Below are 18,366 nucleotides of genomic sequence, written 5' to 3'. Positions count from 1 at the left end.
ATTTCGCGCGTACCGTTGGGGACGTGCCTGATATCCCGTTCGGCTTCTCCCTGCCGGGCGCTCAGCCGCCCGACCCCTCCGACCCGCAGCAGATGCAGCAGTTCATGGCGCAGCTGCAACAGATGTTCGCCGCGCCCGGAAACGGCCCGGTCAACTGGGACCTGGCCCGGCAGGTCGCCGCCAGCCAGCTCTCGGCGTCCGGCGATCCCTCGGTGAACATGCTGGAGCGCCACCAGGTCGAGGAGGCTCTGCGGCTCGCCGACCTCTGGCTCGACCCGGTGACAGCCCTTCCGAGCGGCGTCCACAAGGCCGTCGCGTGGAACCGCAACGAGTGGATCTACAACACTCTCGACGTGTGGAAAAAGCTGTGCGAGCCGATCGCCGGCCGCATGGTGGGCGCGATGGGCGACCTCGTGCCCGAGGAGGCCCGCGCCCAGCTGGGCCCGATGCAGTCGATGGTGGCGACGCTCGGCGGCGCCCTCTTCGGCGGGCAGCTCGGGCAGGCTTTCGGCCAGCTCGCCGCCGAGGTGCTCTCGGCCGGCGACATCGGGCTTCCGCTCGGCCCGGCCGGAACGGCCGCGCTCATCCCTTCCAACATCAAGGCGTACGGTTCCGGCCTCGAACTTCCCGAGGACCAGGTACGCCTTTACGTGGCGTTGCGTGAGGCCGCACACCAGCGGCTCTTCGGGCACGTCCCGTGGCTCCGGTCACACGTGCTGAGCGCCGTCGAGACGTACGCGAACGGCATCACCGTGAACCGCGAGGCGATCGAGGACGCGATGAGCCGGGTCGACCCGAGCGATCCCGAGTCGATGCAGCAGATGGCGCTCGAGGGCATCTTCACTCCTGAGGACACCCCGCAGCAGAAAGCCAGCCTGGCCCGGCTGGAAACGGCGCTGGCGCTGGTCGAGGGCTGGGTCGGCCACGTGGTCGACGCCGCCGCGGCCGACCGGCTGCCGTCGGTGGCCGCGCTCGGCGAGGCGTTCCGCCGCCGCCGGGGTGCCGGCGGTCCGGCGGAGCAGACCTTCGCCGCCCTGGTCGGCCTCGAGCTCCGGCCCCGCCGGCTGCGTGAGGCCGGCGTCCTGTGGGCGTCGGTGGCCGAGCAACGGGGCATCCCGGGCCGGGACGCGCTCTGGGACCACCCCGACCTGCTGCCCACCGACGAGGACTTCGCCAGCCCGGAGACCTTCGCGGCCGGCCGTTCCGACTGGGACATCAGCGAGCTGGACAACCTGGGCGACGGGCCGAAAGAGGACTGATTCAGCCGCCGAGGAGGGCCCGGGTGTTGTCCCAGCCCTCCAAGGCGGTGTCCAGCGTGGCCAGCTCGGCCGGGCCACGCAGACGGCGCCACTGCGCGGTCGAGGTGACCTCGCCGGGCGTCGGTGCGTTCCTGCGCAGCAGCTGTGGCGTCGCGCTGTCCAGGTCGAGGTCGACGAGCCACTCCGGCGCGGGCAGATTGGTCGCGACGCCGAGCGCTCCACCGCTGGGCCCGCCGGGCGCCACCGCGATCGACTTGCTGTCCAGCGGCTGGAGAAGTTTTCCCAGGGTCATGCCGGGCACGTCCGGCGCGTCCGCGGCGATCACGGCGGCCTGGTCGTAACCGTCGGCGGCCGCGGCCGCCAGCACCGGCAGCAGGGTCGGCGCCGGCACGTCGTAGATCTTCATCCCCGGCCAGGCGATCTCCTCGGCCAGCTCATGGTCACCCGGCCCGGCGGCGATCGCGGCGTCGGCCGCCGACAGCCGGGCGAGCAGGTCGACCACGTCCTCGGCCAGGGCGGCACGCCAGGCCCGGAGCTCCACTCCGGGCGGGCTCCACGGGACCGGGACCAGCAACGTCACCACCAAGCGCCGTAACACGGCCAAAGCTTAGTGCTCCACCATCTCCAGGTTTCCGGCCGCGGACACTCCCTCGAGGTAACCGCGGGCGCGCTCGGCTTTTCCGAACCTGTTCACCAGCTCCCAGAAGCTGGCGTTGTGGCTCGGCACGACCAGGTGGGCGAGCTCGTGCAGGACGACGTAGTCGACGACCCACTCGGGCATCTCCTGGATGCGGTGCGAGATCCGGATGGTCGCGTCGTCGGGGGTGCAGGAGCCCCAGCGGCCGTTCTGATTGGTGACCCATCGCACGCTGGCCGGAACCACCACGTCGGCGTGATCGGCGAGGTATCGCGCTATCAGGCGCCTGGCGCGGGCCAGCAGCTCGGCGTCGGTGCACCGCAGGCGTTCCTCACGGGCGGCCAGCCGGGCGAGCATCCGCTCGACCCACTCGGTCTCCTCGGCCCGGGAGAACCGGTCCGGGATGAGCACGACGACACGTTCACCGTCGCGGTACGCGGACACCGTCCGGCGCCGGCGCTGACTGCGCCGCACCTCAACGACAGGCTTGCGCACGCGGGCAGCCATTACCGGCTCGCGCGGCCCTGATTCGGGTTCACGTTGAGACGCTAATCCGCCAGCCCCTGGTCACCGCAAGAGTACTGGCAATGAGCTTCTCCGAAAATGCCCAGTTCCGCCGCATATACCCGAAAAAAATTTCCCCATCCGCAACATCGGAGACACCCGTCAACCTAGACCATCTTCGACTCAGGCCACCGAGGCCTCCGGTGTCTGTTTTATGCCTTTCTGATGGCAATCGTCGGCGTGTCTCGGCAATTCTGGCGCAAAAGGACACTTCGACCGGCACACTCACGTCGTCGGCGACACCGCCGACACTGCGTTGACATGGAACCGGCCTGACCTGGGTAAGTGACCGCCCCGGACGGGTGGCCACAAACCGCGTGGCCGCGCGGTCCAGCGCCGCAGAGAGGTTCGCACCCGTAGCCGCGAACGAGGCACCGGGCTGAGCGGCCGACGACACCGACGAGGAGGAACCGTGGCCGACACCACTTACAACGGCTACTGCGTGAAGTGCAAGGAAAAGCGCGACTTCCAGGGCGAAGTGGCAGTCTCCAAGACCGGCATGAACATGGCCAAGGGCAAGTGCCCTGTCTGCGGGACCACCATGAACCGGATCCTGGGCAAGGCCAAGGCGTGACCGCTTCCGGGGAGGGCAGCCACATGGTCGCCCTCCCCGGTGGCTTTACCCGTTCACCCGTAACCGTGGCCACCCGATCACGTTGAGTGGTTCGGAGCGATCTCTATCCACCTGTGGATAACTCGCTTCAGCCTGTGGACAAAGCTGCACGCGCCCTCGCGGGCCTGTGGATAACATCACCGCTCCGCAGCGCTGCCGTGACAACCTGTCATCCATGTCCCGGACACCGCTGCCGCGACCGACCCTGATTCCCGGGCTGCCGCGCATCTGGCGTAACCCCGGTGAACTCCAGCTCGGCCTGGATCCCGCGCACGCCGTGGTCCTGCGGTTCCCGGATCCCCGGGCCGCCCGGGTCCTCGATCTCCTCGACGGCATCCGATCAGAGCGCGCCGTGCTCCTGCGCGCCGCCGAACTCGGCGTACGCCCGGACGAGGCACGCAGCCTGCTCGACCTGCTTCACCAGGCCGGACTCGTGCTGCCCGCCGGAACACTGCTGCCGGCCACCCTGCCGGCCCTCTCCCGCGCACGGCTCACCGGTGAGGCCGCCGCGCTGGCCCTGAGCGCCGTCTCCCGCCCCACCGGCCGGCCGTCCCCGGCGAGAGTGCTGCGCCGCCGCCAGGCTTCCAGAGTCGCGCTCAGCGGCCGGGGCCGTCTCGGCGCCCCGATCGCGGTGGCACTCGCCGAAGCGGGTGTCGGGCACGTCCACCCGGACCTCTCCGGCACGGTCGGGGCCGGCGAGATCACCGGCGGCCCGCTCGGTACGGCCGACGTCGGCAGCCCGCGCCGGTCCGCGGTCGCCGCCGCGATCCTGCGTACCGTGCCCGGCACCGACGTGCACGGTACCCGCCGCCCGGTTGCCGACCTGGTCGTCCAGCTGGCCCACGACGAGCCGGCCGCCCTGGTGGCGGCCGCGCACGCCGGGCGCCGCCAGCCGCATCTCGTGGTCGCCATCCGGGACGGCGCCGCGGTGATCGGCCCGCTGGTGCCGGCCGGCGGACGGCCCTGTCTGCGCTGTGTCGACCTGCATCGTCAGGATCGGGACGCCGGATGGCCGGGCGCGCCACCGTCGGCCGGAGCGGACACCGAGCCGTGCACTGTCGCCACCCTGCTCGCCGCCGTGGCGTACGCGACCGCCGAGGTCCTCGCCCACCTGGACGGCGAAGTGCCGGAAACCCTCGGGGCGGCTGTCGAGATCACCGCGCCGGGCCGGTTCCGGCGGCGTACCTGGCCGCCTCATCCGGGGTGTGACTGCCAGCGGCGGGCCCGGTCCCACACCGGACCTTCACCACATATCCCCAAAAGCACCAGACGACGGGCCGAGTAGCCGCCGGAAGTCGGTCACAATGATCTGGTGACCGACATACCCCGCCGCGCGGCTTCCCGGACCGCCAAACTGGCCGCGCTGCCCCTCGGGTTCGCCGGGCGCACCGCGCTGGGCCTCGGCAAGCGTGCCGTCGGCATCGCGTCCGACGTCATTTCCGCGGACATCCAGCAACGCACCGCCGAGCAGCTGTTCAGCGTCCTGGGCCAGCTCAAGGGCGGTGCCATGAAATTCGGGCAGGCGCTGTCGGTCTTCGAGGCGGCGATGCCCGACGAGATGGCCGGGCCGTACCGGCAGGCCCTGACCAAGCTTCAGGAAGCGGCGCCACCGATGCCGGTGGCGAACGTGCACAAGGCGCTCGCCGAGCAGCTGGGGCCGGACTGGCGGGACAAATTCGCCGAGTTCGACGACAACCCGGCCGCCGCGGCCAGCATCGGCCAGGTGCACCGCGCCGTCTGGAAACTGCCGCCGGCCCGCCGCAACGGCAAACCCAAACTGCTGCCGGTCGCCGTGAAGGTGCAATACCCGGGCGCCGGGGACGCGCTGGTCGCCGACCTGAAACAGCTCTCCCGGCTGGCCGGGATGTTCAAGATCATCCAGCCCGGCATGGACGTGAAACCGCTGATCGCCGAGCTGCGGGACCGGATCATCGAGGAGCTCGACTACGAGATGGAGGCGGAAACCCAGCGGGTGTTCGCCGAGGCGTACCAGGATGACCCGGATATCTTCGTGCCCCGGGTGGTGGCGTCCGCGCCCCGGATCCTGGTCACCGAGTGGGTCGACGGGAAACCGCTGGCCGACGTGATCAGCGGCGGCACCGTCGAGGAGCGCGACGAGGCCGGCCGGCTCATGGCGATCCTGCACTTCTCCGCACCCGGCCGGGCCGGGCTGCTGCACGCCGACCCGCACCCCGGCAACTTCCGGCTGCTCGCCGACGGCCGCCTCGGAGTGATCGACTTCGGCGCCGTGGCGCGTCTGCCGGACGGCCACCCCGAGCCGATCGGCCGCCTGGTCCGGCTCGCTCTCGACGGCCGCGCCAAGGACGTGGTCGACGGGCTGCGCGACGAGGGCTTCATCAAGCCCGACGAGGAGATCGACGCCCAGGCGGTGCTGGACTTCCTGCTGCCGATGATCGAGCCGATCGCGGTGGAGCGGTTCCGGTTCACCCGCGCGTGGCTCCGGGGTGAGGCGACCCGGCTGGGCAGTCCGCGCTCCCCGGGTTATCAGCTCAGCCGCAAGCTGAACCTGCCGCCGTCATACCTCCTGATTCACCGGGTCACGCTCGGATCGATCGGCGTGCTCTGTCAGCTCGAGGCGGAGGCCCCGTACCGGGAGATCCTCGAAGAGTGGCTGCCGGGATTCGCTCTCACTGATTGAGATTGATAAACATCGAAAAGGCCCGTCCGCTGTAACGGACGGGCCTTTATCTATTGGTGGTCGTCAGAGTCCGCCCAGTTCGCGGCCGGCCCGGTTGCGGGCTTCCATCGCGATACGACGGGCGGAGCGGTAGGCCTCAGGTGCGACTTCGCTCTGAGGCCTTCGCATTCGGGCCCTCGACAACGCTTCGTGGATGAGTCTCATCTTGGTGGATCCGTTCGGGGTCATCTTGGTACTCGGCTTTCGGATATCAATCACGGTCATGGGGAGGGAATTCATCTCAGGCCGCCAGGCGGACCGAGTTGCGGGTCTCGAGACCGTTCGCGGCAAGCCGCTCCTCGACCTCGACGGCCAGCTCGGCGTCGCGAGCGACGTCGGCCTTACGGGGACGGCCACGGGGCCGCTTGCGCGGAACGACTGCGCCACGCTCAAAGATCTCTCCACCCCAGACACCCCAGGGCTCACTACGCTCCACCGCTCCGGCGAGGCACTCGACGCGGAGCGGGCAGTCGCCACAGAGCGACTTCGCCAGCTCCAGCTGGGCCGGGGCGTCGGAGAACCACAGGTCAGGGTCGAACTTACGACAGGGCAGGTTTGCCTCGATCTCGACGGTCACGTCGAGTGGGGCCAGCGCCAGACTCATAAAGCCCGGTCACCTCTCTCTTCTTCTCGATCTTCTGGATCGCGATACGGGTCGAACACCGGCGGGTGAGCCGGCAAAAAATTAAGGCCGCGGATCCCGGTTATCGGGTTCCGCGGCCTCGAGGTGAGCCGGAGGTCTGTTGATCAGACCGGCCTTCCTCGAGGCGGGACACCGCTGCCACCATCCGTGTAGCGCTTACGCGAGATGGCATTGCCACTGAAGCCAGTGGTCCCCTTGTTTCCATCGACGAGCACCAGAACGGTTTTGCCCAGCTCGGCCTGGACCGGAGCCTGGTGCGCCCACGGAGAAACAGCCCGCTCAGCAACAAGCAGAGCGGAAGTAGCGGGGGCGGACTGCGAGCAAACTGCAGACGGCAGCATCGACGGAATCATCATGTTGAGCTTCATCAGTGCCACCTCCTCCATAACGTTGCACTCGTGTCCTGAATCTTGGCGGGCGGAGCCGCTCGCCAAGGTGTGTTCTGAGGCTATGCCTGCCCTACAGCGGAGGGCAAACGAATTAACGGACTAACTTTCGAAGTTTTTTTCAGCGAGATCATCAGGGCTCGCTCCGGCCACCAGAGCGAAGACCGCCTCGCCGTACTGACCGAGCTTTCGCGGGCCGATTCCGGCGATCGCGACCAGCTGCGCGGGCCCGGCCGGCCGGCGCTCCGCCACCGCCACCAGGGTCGCGTCGGTGAATACCACGTACGCAGGAACTTTCAGACTCGCAGCGGTGTTCGCCCGCCACACCTGGAGACGCTCGTACAGGTCCTCGTCGATGTCGGACGGGCAGGTCGGGCAGCGGCCCAGTTTGCGGTCCGCGCCGGCCAGCAGCGTGGCACCGCAGATCCGGCAGGAGGAGACCTGCGGGCGGCGGCGGTCGGGTTTCCGACTGCTGGTGGTGCCGTGCTCACCCCGGTCGGCGGTGTGGCCGCCGGAACGCTCCAGCTGCGGCAGGAACCGGCACGGGCGGCGCGGACGGCCACCAGGGGCGCGGGACTGGCCGTACGAGAGCCAGAGGCACTGCCGCGCCCTGGTCACACCCACGTACAGGAGCCTGCGCTCCTCCTCCAGCTGGTCGGGCGTTTTCGCGTACGTCGTCGGCAGTGTTCCGTCGGCGAGGCCGACCAGGAAGACCGCGTCCCATTCCAGGCCCTTCGCCGAGTGCAGCGAGGCGAGGGTCACGCCCGCCACGGTCGGCGCGTGCTGCTGCTCGGCGCGGCGGGCCAGCTCGTCGTTGAACGCCGAGAGCGTCACCTCACGCTGCACCCGGCCGGCTTCGCCTATCGGCAGGATCTCCGGCGTCGCCGCGTACTCCTCGGCGAGGGTGACCAGCGCCGCGAGTGCCTCCCACTGCTCGCGGGCGGCGCCGCCCGGCGGTGGCTGGTCCCGGTTCCAGCCGGTACCCGCCAGCCCCTCCACGACCGCCTGGACCAGCGGGGTCTCCCCCGGGATCGAACGCACGGCGGCGCGCAGCGCGATCATCGCCCGGCGGACCTCGGTGCGTTCGAAGAACCGTTCGCCGCCGCGGACCACGTACGGGACCTCGGCGTCGGCGAGCGCCTCCTCGTACGACTCGGACTGCGCGTTGGTCCGGAAGAGCACCGCGATCTCGCTGGCCGGCGTCCCGCCCGCGATCAGCTCGCGGCATCGCCGGGCCACCGCGGCGGCCTCGCCCGGCTCGTCCGGGAAGATCTTGAGTTCCGGCTCCGGGCCGGACGGGCGCTGACCGACCAGCTCCAGGCGCAGTTTCGCCTCGGTGCCCCGGGCCTGCCGGATCACCGCGTTGGCGAGGCCGACCACCTGCGGGGTCGAGCGGTAGTCGCGGACCAGCCGGACCACCACGGCGTCCCGGCGCCGGCGCGGGAAGTCGATCAGGTACCCGGAGGTAGCGCCGGTGAACGAGTAGATCGTCTGGCTGGCGTCGCCGACCACGGTGAGGTCGTCCCGGCCGCCCAGCCACGCTTCGAGCAGCCGCTGCTGCAGCGGGTTGACGTCCTGGTACTCGTCGACCACGAAGTGCCGGTATTGATTGCGGATCTGCTCGCCGACGTCCGGGTGCTCCTCGATGCCCCAGACCGCGGCGCGCAGCAGGTCCTCGAAGTCGATCACGCCCTGGCGGCGCTTGAGCGACTCGTAGGCGGCGAAGACCTCGGCGACCTTGGCCGAGTCGACCGGGGGCTCTCGCAGCGCCTTGGCGGCCGCCACGACGTACTCGCCGGGTTCGACCAGGGACGACTTGGACCACTCGATCTCACTTGCCAGGTCTCGGGCGGCGGCGCGGTCCGTGCGTACCCCTGCCTTGGCGGCCGCGAGGCCGACCACCCGGATCTTGCTTTCCATCAGCTCGGGCATCGCGCGGCCCTCCAGCAGCCGCGGCGCGAAGTAGCGCACCTGGCGCAGGGCTGCGGCGTGGAACGTGCGGGCCTGCACGCCACCGGCGCCCAGGGCGGTGAGCCGTGCCCGCATCTCGGCCGCGGCACGGGCGGTGAAGGTCACCGCGAGCACGTGCCGGGGGCTGATCTCGCCGTTCGACGTCCGGTACGCGATCCGGTGCGTGATCGCCCGGGTCTTGCCGGTACCGGCGCCGGCCAGGATGCAGACCGGTCCGGCCGGGGCGGTCACAGCCGTACGCTGATCAGGGTCGAGCCCGGCTAACACCGCATCAGGTAACACGGTAGGGAATCATGACACCCCTGGCGGGTGTTGTGCTTCTCAGCCGCACCGCCGTGTGACGAGGATCGAAGGAGCCCTGACCGATGCTGACCATGTACTCGACGTCCTGGTGTGGGTACTGCCACCGCTTGAAGAGCCAGCTCGACCGCGAGGGCATCGCCTACGACGTCGTGGACATCGAGGCGGACGAGGCCTCGGCCGAGTTCGTCCGCAGCGTGAACGGCGGCAACCAGACCGTTCCGACGCTCAAGTTCGCTGACGGGTCCGCGCTGACCAACCCGTCGATCGTGCAGGTCAAGCAGCACCTGTCGGCGATCAGCGCCTGATCGAACGAAAAGGGGCCGTTCTCACGAACGGCCCCTTTTTCATTCCCCCGATTACGGAATCAGCGCCGGGATGCTCGAATCGAGCAGGCCCCGCTCCTTCAGCGCGCCGTACAGCGGAGTGGTCTCCGGGTAGTGACCCCACTGGTGGTCACCGTCACCGGCGCCGAACCCGCCGAGCAGCTGCTTCTGGACCTCGCTGAAACCGTTCCACGCCGGCTGGGCCGGCAGGTCCGCGACCTCGTCGCGGATCGCGATCCAGCGCGGGGTGTAGCCGAAGAACGCGCCGACGCGCGTGATGTCGGAGTAGTTGTCCGACCGGGCGTGCCAGATGCGGCGGTCGAAGACCACCAGGTCACCCGCGTTCGCGGTGATCTGGACGGCACCCTCGGGCTGCGGCCACGAGACACCGCGGCTCGGCGGGCCGGGCAGCCAGTTGGTCTTGTGGCTGCCGGGCAGGACGGTGAAGTTGCCCCGGCCGGTCTCGCTCACGTCGGAGAACCAGTACGCCAGCTTCACCGACATCATCGGCCGCGGGTCGGTCTCGATCTCCCGGTTCTGCCGGCCGCCGTCCTGGTGCCAGTGCCACCATTCCTTCTGCTTCTCGTGCAGCTGGGGGTGCACGTCGATGTGCGAGTGGTAGACGTGCACGTTCCACCCGAGCAACGACCAGATGTACTTGAAAGCTTTGGGGTGATCGAGCAGGAAGGCCAGCTCGGGCACGTGGGCGACCGGGGAGAGCTGGTGCAGCGCACCGCCCTCGGCCTTCACCCTGTCGTAGTACCCCAGAATCGCGGCCCGACCGGCCGCGATCTCGCTCTCACTGAGCACCGACGGCACGACGATGTAGCCGTCCCGCTCGAACGCCTCCCGCTCCTGGGCGGACATGGGCGTCCACGCCGGGGCTTCCACCTGGGTCATCGGTTCCCCTCTCGTCTTTGTATCCAAGACGCTGCGGGACCCCACTCAGGTTGCCACCGAATCAGAAAAAGTTTCTGTTAACCCCGCAGCCACTTCTCGACGAGATAGAAGGCGATCGACGACCGCATGGGCAGGCTCATCGGCACGCCGCTCTCCGGATCGATGTAACCGCCGGCGATCATCTTGGCGATCGCGTCCCGGGTGAACCAGTGCGCCTCGTCGATCTCCTCCGGGTCGAGCACGAACGGCTGACCAGGGTCGGCGACCGCGTGGAAGCCGAGCATCAGCGAGCCCGGGAACGGCCAGGACTGGCTGCCCACGTAATGCAGCGAGCTCAGCCGGATCCCGACCTCCTCGTGCACCTCGCGGACGACCGCGGCCTCGGACGACTCCCCGGGCTCCACGTAACCGGCGAGGCAGGAGAACCGGCGTACGCCGTCCGCGCCGGTCGGCCAGGACGCGTTGTGCCCGAGCAGACAGCGACCGGCCGGCCCGGCGACACCGTCGTGCACCAGCACGATCATCGCCGGGTCGGTACGCGGCCACATCAGCTGGCCCTCGTCGTCAGCACGGGCCCAGCCGGCCTCGACCACCGTGGTGGGCTTGCCGGTACGCGGCGAGAACCCGTGACTGCGATGCCAGTTGCCCAGTGCGGCAGCCGCGGTGAACAGGCCGGCGTCCCGGTCGTCGAGCAGATGGCCGATCTCGCGCAGGGTGGCCGCCCGCTGGTCACCGGTCGCCTCGACCGGGGCGTCCACGGTCCAGATCGGGACGCCGCCGGCGTCCACACCGAGGAACCACGGCTCCTGCGCGGCGTCCGGCGCCTGCGACGACGGCACCAGGATCAGTGCGACGCCGTCGTCCGGGCGGTCGGTCACCAGGGCACGGCCGCCCTTGGCGAGGTCGACGACCAGGACCAGGCCGCGCGTCCAGGCGTCGGCCAGCCAGGCCTCGTCCTTCCGCCGGTGCGCGGCACGGTCCAGGGTGGTACGGGCCAGCGGCGGGGTACCGGGTTGCTCCCCCAGGTCTGGCTGTTCAGGTTCGGTCACTCTGTGCTGCGCTCCACGGCCGTCAGTACGGACAGTTGCGACTCGATCTTGTCGGCGTCGCCGAGGACAACGGTAACCGCCCGCGAGGGTGCGAGGTATTTCGCTCCGGCCGCGAAGACCTCCTCACGGGTGACGGCGGCCAGTTTCTCCGAGTGCTCGCGCAGGTGGTCCAGGCGCAGGCCGAAGCCCGCGTACATGCTGGCCAGGCCGGCCAGCCCGGACTGGGTGGACATGCCGAGGCGCAGCGTGCCCAAGGCGTAGCGCCGGGCCTGCTCCAGCTCCTCCTCGCCGGGCGGGAGGCTGGAGATCCGGCCCAGTTCGTAGATCGTCTCCAGCAACGACGGGCCGGTCACCTCGGTGGCGACCTCGGCAGCGCCGACCCAGCTGGAACCGGCCACGAAGTGCTCGATCACCGAGTGTGAGCCGTACGTGTAGCCCTTGTCCTCCCGGATGTTCTCCACCCAGCGGGAGGAGAAGTAACCGCCGAAGATCAGGTTGGCGACCGAGAAGGCGGCGTAGTCCGGGTCGGTACGCGTGATGCCCGGCAACGCCAGCCGCAGCGACGACTGCACCGAGCCGGGCCGGTCGACGAGCAGCAGCGGGCCGGTCGCGATCGACGGGGTGGGCGGGATGACGCCGTCCGGCGCGGCGCCGGTCCAGCCGCCGAGCACCTTCTCCGCGACGTCGATGGCCTGGTCCGGGTCGATGTCGCCGACCAGGACCAGAGTGGCGCCGGCCGGGCGGACCCGCTCGGCGTGCAGCTCGCGCACCGCGGCCGGCTCGACGGCACGGATCTCGTCCGGCGTCGGGGTCTGTACCGCGTACGGATGGGTGTCGTAGATCCGCTTGAGCAGCGCGACCCGGGCCAGGTGCGCGGGCTGGCTGAGCGCGACCTGGATGTGGTCGGCCAGGCGCTCGCGCTCGGTCACCACTTCCTCGACCGGGTACGTGGCGTCGGTCAGCGAACCGGCGAGCAGTTCCAGCGTCCGGTCCAGCCCGTCGGCGAGCGCGTTGCCGCTGATCAGGAGCCGGTCCGGGTCGTGGCTGGCAGCCAGGCTGCCGCCGACGGCCTGCAGTTCGGCGGCGATGTCGATGCTCGACAGCGTGCTGGTGCCGGTGAACAGCGCCTGGGAGAGCAGGGTGGCCGGGGCCAGCGGCGCCCGGCCGAACGGGATCCGCAGCCGCAGCTCGACCAGGGGCACCGCGGAGCGGCGGATCGCGATCACGGTCAGGCCGCTGGGCAGCCGGCGCTCCGCCTCGCGAGGCAGGTGCAGATCAGCGTCCGGAACCAGGTCGGGCAGGATCGTCGTGCTCATGCGGCAGCTCCCGGGATGACTTCGACGCTGGCACGGTTTTCCGGGCGCAGGGTGGCCGCGGCGGCGACGATCTGGTCGCCGGTCACCTCGCTGATCAGCTTGGGCAGTTCGTTGAGCAGACCCGGCCGGCCGCGTTGCAGCTCCAGGACCGCCATCGGCTGGGCCCGGCCGAGCACGTCGTCGGTGCTCTGCAGCAGGCGGGTCGCCATCCGGGCCTGCGTGCGGTCCAGCTCACCGGGCTTGAGGCCGTCGGTGACCAGGCGGTCGAGCTCCTCGTCGATGGTCTGCAGCACCTTGCCGGCGTCGCCGCCGGGAGGCAGGTGGGCCTGCAGCAGCAGCGCGGTGGGGTTGCGCACCTGGTACTCGTCGCCCATGAAGCCGATGTAGCCGCCGAGCGTGGTCGCCGTCCGGTCGCGCTGGACCAGCCGCTCCACGAGACGGGAGGCGTCGCCGTCGGTGAGAACCTCGGCGAGCACCGAGTACGGCAGGTAACGGTCGAAGTGCCCGATCGGGTCCGGAACGCCCCAGGCCCCCGCGACGGCGGGCAGCGGCGCGATGCGGTCGATGTAGGTCTCCCGCCGCTCCGCGGTGAGGCCGGGCTCGTCGAAGTCCGGCAGCACCGGCGCGGGGCGCGCCTCCACGCCGCCGAAGTGCCGCTCGATCATCGCGGTGGCCTGTGCCACGTCGAAGTCGCCGGCGACCGAGAGGACCGCGTTGCCGCAGGCGTAGTAGCGGTCGAAGAAGCCCTGTGCGTCCTCGACGGTGGCGCTCTCCAGGTCCTCGAACGAGCCGTACCCGTCGTGGGCGTTGGCGAACGTGGTGAACATGACCGGCGGCAGTTTGAGCCAGGGGAACCCGCCGTACGGCCGGTTCAGAACGTTGACCCTGATCTCTTCCTTGACCACGTCCACCTGGTTGCGCAGGTTCTCCTCGGTGAGGCGGGGCCCGCGCATGCGGTCGGCCTCGAGGAAGAGCGCGCGTTCGAGGCCGCCGGATGGCAGCACCTCGTAGTAGTCCGTGTAATCCAGGTGGGTGGATCCGTTGAAGGAGCCACCGGCGCCTTGCACGTGCCTGAAGTGGGCCAGCTTCTCCAGGTTCGCCGAGCCCTGGAACATCAGGTGCTCGAAGAGGTGGGCGAAGCCTGTACGGCCTTCCGGTTCGCTGCGGATGCCGACGTCATAGACGACGGCCACGCCGACCACCGGGGCGCTGCGATCCGGAGAGAGGACCACACGCAGACCGTTGCCGAGGGTGAATCGCTCGACCGGATATTTCGTCGCGGGGATCTTGATTCTGGGCGCCACGGTACGAATCTAGCGTGTTGGAACGGATCCGCGCGGTAGTCATCGGTGTAGCGGGGCGATGACGCGGAGTAAATGCGTCGATATCCCGATCCGCCGATCTTTGCGAGCCATCCACGAACGTGTTGCCCCCGTCACAGGGCTTGACGCACCAAACCTATCTGTTCCACTATTCCCATCCAGAAGATAGGTATAGCGAGGATTCACGGGAGGGGGCGGACAGCCGTGTACGTATCGGCTCGCACGGACTACGCCGTACGCGCGATGCTGGCGGTCACCGCCGAGCACCCCCACCTGGTCAAAGCCGCTGGACTGGCTGCTGTCCAGGACATCCCGCTCAGCTTTCTGCAAGGAATCCTGCTCGATCTGCGCCGCGCCGGGCTGTTGCACAGCCACCGCGGCGTGGACGGCGGGTACGCCTTGGCCCGCCCGGCCGAGGAGATCACCGTCGGCGACGTGGTACGCGCCGTCGGGGGTGCCCTCACCACCGTCCGGGGGCTACCCACGTCCACGGCGGTCTATCACGGTGCGGCGACGGCGCTGCACGACGTGTGGATCGCCGTCGAGGCGGCCATCGAGGGTGTAGTCGACCACAAGACCCTGGCCGAACTCTCTCAAAACTCAGTGAAGAAAAATTAGGAGTGAGCATGAGCTCCCGCACCACACGTGCGCTTGCCCTTGCATCGGCCGCGGTTGTGGCCTCTACCGCGCTGGCCGCTTGCGGATCTAACGAAGACGACAACACCGCCGCCGGCACCAGCGGCACCGCTGCCGAAGCCAAGACGATCAACCTGGGCTACTTCCCGAACATCACCCACGCGCCCGCCCTGGTCGGCGTGAACAAGGGTCTGTTCAAGGAGGCCCTCGGCTCCGCGACGACCCTTGAGACCAAGACCTTCAACGCCGGCCCGGCCGCGATCGAGGCCCTGCTCTCCGGTGCGATCGACGCGACCTACATCGGCCCGAACCCGGCGATCAACGGCTGGTCCACCTCCAAGGGGACCGCGCTGAAGATCATCGCGGGCAGCACCTCCGGCGGCGCCGGCCTGGTCGTCAAGGAGGGCATCAACTCCGCGGCCGACCTCAAGGGCAAGAAGATCGCCACCCCGCAGCTCGGCAACACGCAGGACGTGGCTCTGCGCGCCTGGCTGAAGGAGAACGGCCTCAACGCCGACACCACCGGCGGCGGCGACGTCTCCGTCCTGCCGCAGGACAACGCGACCGCGATCCAGGCGTTCGCGCAGGGCACCATCGACGGTGCCTGGGTGCCGGAGCCCAACTACAGCAAGCTGATCCTCGAGTCCAAGGCCAAGGTCCTGGTCGACGAGAAGACGCTGTGGCCGAACCAGGAGTTCGTCACCACGCACCTGATCGTCAGCCAGAAGTTCCTGAAGGAATACCCGGGAACGGTCAAGAAGCTGCTGCAGGGCCACATCAACGCGGTCAAGTACATCAAGGACAACAGCGCCGACGCGCAGACCGCGGCGAACGCTCAGATCGAGTCGCTCACCGGTAAGCCGCTGAAGGCCGAGATCCTGACCGCCGCGTTCGCGAACCTGAAGTTCACGTACGACCCGATCGCGTCCTCGCTGTACACGAGCGCCCAGCATGCGGAAGAAGTCGGCCTTCTCAAGACGGTCGACCTCAAGGGCATCTACGATCTCGGTCCGCTGAACGAGCTGCTCAAGGCAGACGGTCAGCCCGAGGTCAGCGACGCCGCGGCCAGCTGACGAATCACTGATGGGAGGGGCGAGCATGAGTACGGTCGTCCGGATCGACGACGTCTCGAAACAGTACGGCTCGGGCAGCAACGCTCTGCTCGCCCTTGACCACATCTCACTCGACGTCGAGCAGGGAGAGTTCGTCTGCCTGCTTGGCGCGTCCGGCTGCGGCAAGAGCACGCTGCTCTCGCTGGTGGCCGGCCTCGACAAGATCTCCAGCGGCACCCTGGACATCGGCGGGCGGCACGTCGCGCTGATGTTCCAGGAGGCCGCGCTCTTCCCCTGGCTCTCGGTGGCCGGCAACGTGGAGCTGCCGCTGCGGCTGCAGGGCATCGGCCGGGCCGAGCGCAAGAAGCGCGCGCTGGAACTGCTGGACATCGTCCGGCTGAACGGTTTCGCCGACAAGCGCCCGCACGAGCTCTCCGGTGGCATGCGGCAGCGTGTCGCCCTGGCACGGGCCCTCGCTCAGAACGCCGACGTGCTGCTGATGGACGAGCCGTTCGGCGCGCTCGACGCGATGACCCGCGACATCCTGCACGACGAGCTGGAACGGATCTGGCGCGAGCAGGAACTGACAGTTCTCTTCGTGACGCACAACGTGCGTGAGGCCGTCCGCCTCGGCGACCGGGTGGTGCTGCTGAGCAGCCGCCCGGGCCGGGTGATCGAAGACTTCAAGATCGGCCACCCGCGCCCCCGGCGCATCGACTCCCCCGAGGTCTCCGGCCAGGCCGCCGAGATCACCGACCGGCTCCGCGCGGAGGTCGCCCGCCATGCCAGCTGAGCCCACCAAAACGACGGCCACCAGGGCCGCCATCCAGGGTCTCGACCCGGGCGCGTTCCCGCCTCCCGCGGACCTCAAGCCCGTCGACCTGGCCGCTGCCGACCGCGTCAGCGGTCTCGACGCGCTGGAGCTCGGCCCCAAGAAGGAAAAGGGCCGGCTCGGCCTCCGCATCTGGAACAGCACCTGGCCGAAACTGCTGGCGATCGCCATCGTCATCGCGATCTGGCAGGTCACGGTCCTGTCCGAGTGGAAGCCGATCTACGTTCTTCCGGCGCCGCTCGACGTCTTCACGGTTCTCAAGGACCTGATCACCACGGCTGACTTCTGGAACGGCGTACGCCTGACCATGACCCGTGCGATCACCGGCTTCTTCCTGGCCGTGCTGATCGGCACGATCATCGGCGCGGCCGTCTCCCGGTTCGCCCCGCTGCGCGCCGCGATCGGCTCGCTGATCACCGGCCTGCAGACGATGCCGTCGATCATGTGGTTCCCGCTCGCCATCCTGCTCTTCCAGCTCGGCGAGAGCGCGATCATGTTCGTGGTCGTGCTCGGCGCCGCACCGTCGGTGGCGAACGGGCTGATCAGCGGCATCGACTACGTGCCCCGGACCTGGCTGCGGGTCGGCCAGGTGATGGGCATGAAGGGCTTCGCGCAGTACCGCCACCTGATCCTGCCGGCGTCGCTGCCGTCGTTCGTCTCCGGTCTCAAGCAGGGCTGGGCGTTCTCCTGGCGCAGCCTGATGGCCGGTGAGCTGCTGGTCATCGTGCCCGGCACGGTCTCGGTCGGTGTCCGGATGCAGAACGCCCGCGATCTGTCCGACAGCGCCCTGGTGATCAGCTACATCATCGTCGTCCTGGTCATCGGCATCCTGATCGACCAGCTCTTCAACTTCGCCGACGGCAAGCTCCGCAAGCGCTGGGGATTGACTGAGCCATAGGCTCCGCTTCGCTCCGCGGCGATTGCCTTGTAACCGGTGAGGTGACAATCGCGCTAGAGCGGTCGCACCGATTCGAGGACGTCCTCGACGACGTAGTCGAACTGCTTGTGGGTTCCCGGGATCGAGACGTACAGAATCGCTGCCGTCGGCTTGCCGACGTCGATGACCGCCACCGCGGAGAATTCCTCGGTGGCGGTCAGTCCGTTCGCCTGGAACTTCAGCCGGAACTCGCTGACGAAAGCCGGCAGCCCGCCCAGCGTGGTGACCTCGTCGCGGAGCGACTCCATCGTGTTCGGCTGCGGGTAGTACTCCGCCCGCACGTCCGCCGCCACCTGCCTCCCGACGCATTCCAGGTCGAGGGAGACCGCGTCGTTGTCCGCGGCCGGCACCGCCGCCGACAGGATCGACGCGTGGTACTGCCCGCCGCTGTACAACTCGGTCACGAAGTGCTGACCGACGCGATAGGGCACTTCGAGGGTCCCGGCCCGCCACACGTCGTCCCAGACCAGCCACGGCGAACCGTACTTCCGGTACGAGATGCCCGCCTCGTCGTCCACGGTCCGCTCACCGGTCACCGGCGGGGCACTGGGCCGCCGCGTCGGCGCCGCTGCGCTGGGCGCGGTGGCCGGCGCCGGACAGGCCTGTGCCAGCGGCGGCCGCAGATCGGCCGGAGCCGCCGCCTTGTCCGCGAACGGATTGCTCTCCCCACCGAAGATCACGATCAGCAGCACGGTCAGACCGGCCGCCAGAATCGCACCGGCCACCCCACCGAAGATCATCAACTGCCGCCGGCGCCGTCGTGCCCCATCAGGGCGCGGCGCCTGCGGCCGCGTGGGTGGTTGCGCGGCTTGCGAGGGTACGCCCGAAGCGGTGACCGTGCCCGACGTCCACGACCCGCCAGACCGGCTCCACGCGTTCGGTTCCGACATGTTCTCCAGTGAACACCACGGGACGTCTCAAGAGC

The 18,366-nt window shown here is 69.3% G+C and carries 19 protein-coding genes; 9 read left to right on the top strand and 10 right to left on the bottom strand.

All coding sequences use genetic code 11. The annotated features are described in order from the left end of the window. Nucleotides 1-23: 23 nt before the first annotated feature. Nucleotides 24-1,259, top strand: a complete 1,236-nt coding sequence (locus tag B0I29_RS26240) for a zinc-dependent metalloprotease (protein ID WP_111651746.1) — start codon at nt 24-26, stop codon at nt 1,257-1,259. Nucleotide 1,260: 1 nt separating this feature from the next. Here the strand turns inward: B0I29_RS26240 and B0I29_RS26235 are convergent, their stop codons facing one another. Continuing rightward, nucleotides 1,261-1,857 (bottom strand): hypothetical protein, encoded by a 597-nt coding sequence (locus B0I29_RS26235; RefSeq protein ID WP_111651745.1) that lies wholly within the window; start codon nt 1,855-1,857, stop codon nt 1,261-1,263. A 9-nt stretch (nt 1,858-1,866) separates the two neighbouring features. Continuing rightward, nucleotides 1,867-2,403: a M48 metallopeptidase family protein gene (locus B0I29_RS26230; protein WP_111651744.1), complete on the bottom strand. Its 537-nt coding sequence runs from the start codon at nt 2,401-2,403 to the stop codon at nt 1,867-1,869. A 469-nt stretch (nt 2,404-2,872) separates the two neighbouring features. On the opposite strand from B0I29_RS26230, the gene B0I29_RS45905 reads away from it, so the two are divergent. The 3 genes from B0I29_RS45905 to B0I29_RS26220 all read left to right on the top strand — a co-directional run bounded on the left by B0I29_RS45905 (nt 2,873) and on the right by B0I29_RS26220 (nt 5,732). Beyond that, entirely contained in the window at nt 2,873-3,034 is a 162-nt protein-coding gene (locus B0I29_RS45905; protein ID WP_172890699.1) for a DUF5679 domain-containing protein, read from the top strand. Between the two features lie 214 nt (nt 3,035-3,248). Then, complete coding sequence (locus tag B0I29_RS26225; protein ID WP_111651743.1) at nt 3,249-4,358, top strand: hypothetical protein; 1,110 nt, start codon at nt 3,249-3,251, stop codon at nt 4,356-4,358. Nucleotides 4,359-4,385: 27 nt separating this feature from the next. After that, nucleotides 4,386-5,732 carry an ABC1 kinase family protein gene (locus tag B0I29_RS26220; protein WP_111651742.1) on the top strand — a complete coding sequence of 449 codons (1,347 nt, stop codon included), beginning with the start codon at nt 4,386-4,388 and terminating at the stop codon, nt 5,730-5,732. 280 nt (nt 5,733-6,012) lie between these two features. On the opposite strand, the gene B0I29_RS26210 is transcribed toward B0I29_RS26220, so the two are convergent. The 3 genes from B0I29_RS26210 to B0I29_RS26205 form a co-directional block, all read right to left on the bottom strand. Beyond that, nucleotides 6,013-6,375, bottom strand: a complete 363-nt coding sequence (locus tag B0I29_RS26210; protein WP_111651740.1) for a WhiB family transcriptional regulator — start codon at nt 6,373-6,375, stop codon at nt 6,013-6,015. A gap of 143 nt (nt 6,376-6,518) precedes the next feature. Next, nucleotides 6,519-6,782: a hypothetical protein gene (locus B0I29_RS45295; protein ID WP_146616887.1), complete on the bottom strand. Its 264-nt coding sequence runs from the start codon at nt 6,780-6,782 to the stop codon at nt 6,519-6,521. 120 nt (nt 6,783-6,902) lie between these two features. Then, nucleotides 6,903-9,002 (bottom strand): ATP-dependent DNA helicase UvrD2, encoded by a 2,100-nt coding sequence (locus tag B0I29_RS26205; protein WP_375790636.1) that lies wholly within the window; start codon nt 9,000-9,002, stop codon nt 6,903-6,905. A gap of 134 nt (nt 9,003-9,136) precedes the next feature. On the opposite strand from B0I29_RS26205, the gene B0I29_RS26200 reads away from it, so the two are divergent. Further along, nucleotides 9,137-9,379, top strand: a complete 243-nt coding sequence (locus B0I29_RS26200) for a mycoredoxin (RefSeq protein WP_111651738.1) — start codon at nt 9,137-9,139, stop codon at nt 9,377-9,379. A 51-nt stretch (nt 9,380-9,430) separates the two neighbouring features. On the opposite strand, the gene B0I29_RS26195 is transcribed toward B0I29_RS26200, so the two are convergent. The 4 genes from B0I29_RS26195 to B0I29_RS26180 form a co-directional block, all read right to left on the bottom strand. Next, nucleotides 9,431-10,297 carry a phytanoyl-CoA dioxygenase family protein gene (locus tag B0I29_RS26195; protein ID WP_111651737.1) on the bottom strand — a complete coding sequence of 289 codons (867 nt, stop codon included), beginning with the start codon at nt 10,295-10,297 and terminating at the stop codon, nt 9,431-9,433. A 77-nt stretch (nt 10,298-10,374) separates the two neighbouring features. Continuing rightward, nucleotides 10,375-11,346: an NAD(+) diphosphatase gene (nudC, locus tag B0I29_RS26190; RefSeq protein WP_111651736.1), complete on the bottom strand. Its 972-nt coding sequence runs from the start codon at nt 11,344-11,346 to the stop codon at nt 10,375-10,377. Next, entirely contained in the window at nt 11,343-12,662 is a 1,320-nt protein-coding gene (locus B0I29_RS26185) for a M16 family metallopeptidase (protein WP_111651735.1), read from the bottom strand. The genes nudC and B0I29_RS26185 overlap by 4 nt, the downstream gene beginning before the upstream one ends. Then, nucleotides 12,659-13,966 carry a M16 family metallopeptidase gene (locus B0I29_RS26180; RefSeq protein ID WP_111651734.1) on the bottom strand — a complete coding sequence of 436 codons (1,308 nt, stop codon included), beginning with the start codon at nt 13,964-13,966 and terminating at the stop codon, nt 12,659-12,661. The genes B0I29_RS26185 and B0I29_RS26180 overlap by 4 nt, the downstream gene beginning before the upstream one ends. A gap of 222 nt (nt 13,967-14,188) precedes the next feature. Between B0I29_RS26180 and B0I29_RS26175 the strand changes: the two genes are divergently transcribed. The 4 genes from B0I29_RS26175 to B0I29_RS26160 are packed head-to-tail and all read left to right on the top strand — an operon-like array spanning nt 14,189 to nt 17,402. Next, complete coding sequence (locus B0I29_RS26175; protein WP_111651733.1) at nt 14,189-14,602, top strand: RrF2 family transcriptional regulator; 414 nt, start codon at nt 14,189-14,191, stop codon at nt 14,600-14,602. Between the two features lie 8 nt (nt 14,603-14,610). Continuing rightward, nucleotides 14,611-15,693: an ABC transporter substrate-binding protein gene (locus B0I29_RS26170; protein ID WP_111651865.1), complete on the top strand. Its 1,083-nt coding sequence runs from the start codon at nt 14,611-14,613 to the stop codon at nt 15,691-15,693. 25 nt (nt 15,694-15,718) lie between these two features. Then, nucleotides 15,719-16,465: an ABC transporter ATP-binding protein gene (locus B0I29_RS26165; protein WP_181557983.1), complete on the top strand. Its 747-nt coding sequence runs from the start codon at nt 15,719-15,721 to the stop codon at nt 16,463-16,465. Further along, a complete protein-coding gene (locus B0I29_RS26160) occupies nt 16,455-17,402 on the top strand; it encodes an ABC transporter permease (protein WP_111651731.1) in 948 nt (315 codons plus the stop codon). Before B0I29_RS26165 ends, B0I29_RS26160 begins: the two co-directional genes overlap by 11 nt. 53 nt (nt 17,403-17,455) lie before the next feature. Here the strand turns inward: B0I29_RS26160 and B0I29_RS26155 are convergent, their stop codons facing one another. Then, nucleotides 17,456-18,331 (bottom strand): hypothetical protein, encoded by an 876-nt coding sequence (locus B0I29_RS26155; protein ID WP_111651730.1) that lies wholly within the window; start codon nt 18,329-18,331, stop codon nt 17,456-17,458. Between the last annotated feature and the right edge of the window lie 35 nt (nt 18,332-18,366).

Origin of the sequence: Actinoplanes lutulentus (assembly GCF_003259845.1) — a bacterium.
Lineage (GTDB): Bacteria > Actinomycetota > Actinomycetes > Mycobacteriales > Micromonosporaceae > Actinoplanes > Actinoplanes lutulentus.
The sequence above is the reverse complement of the archived record's forward strand: the minus strand, read 5'-3'. Positions and strand labels throughout refer to the sequence as shown.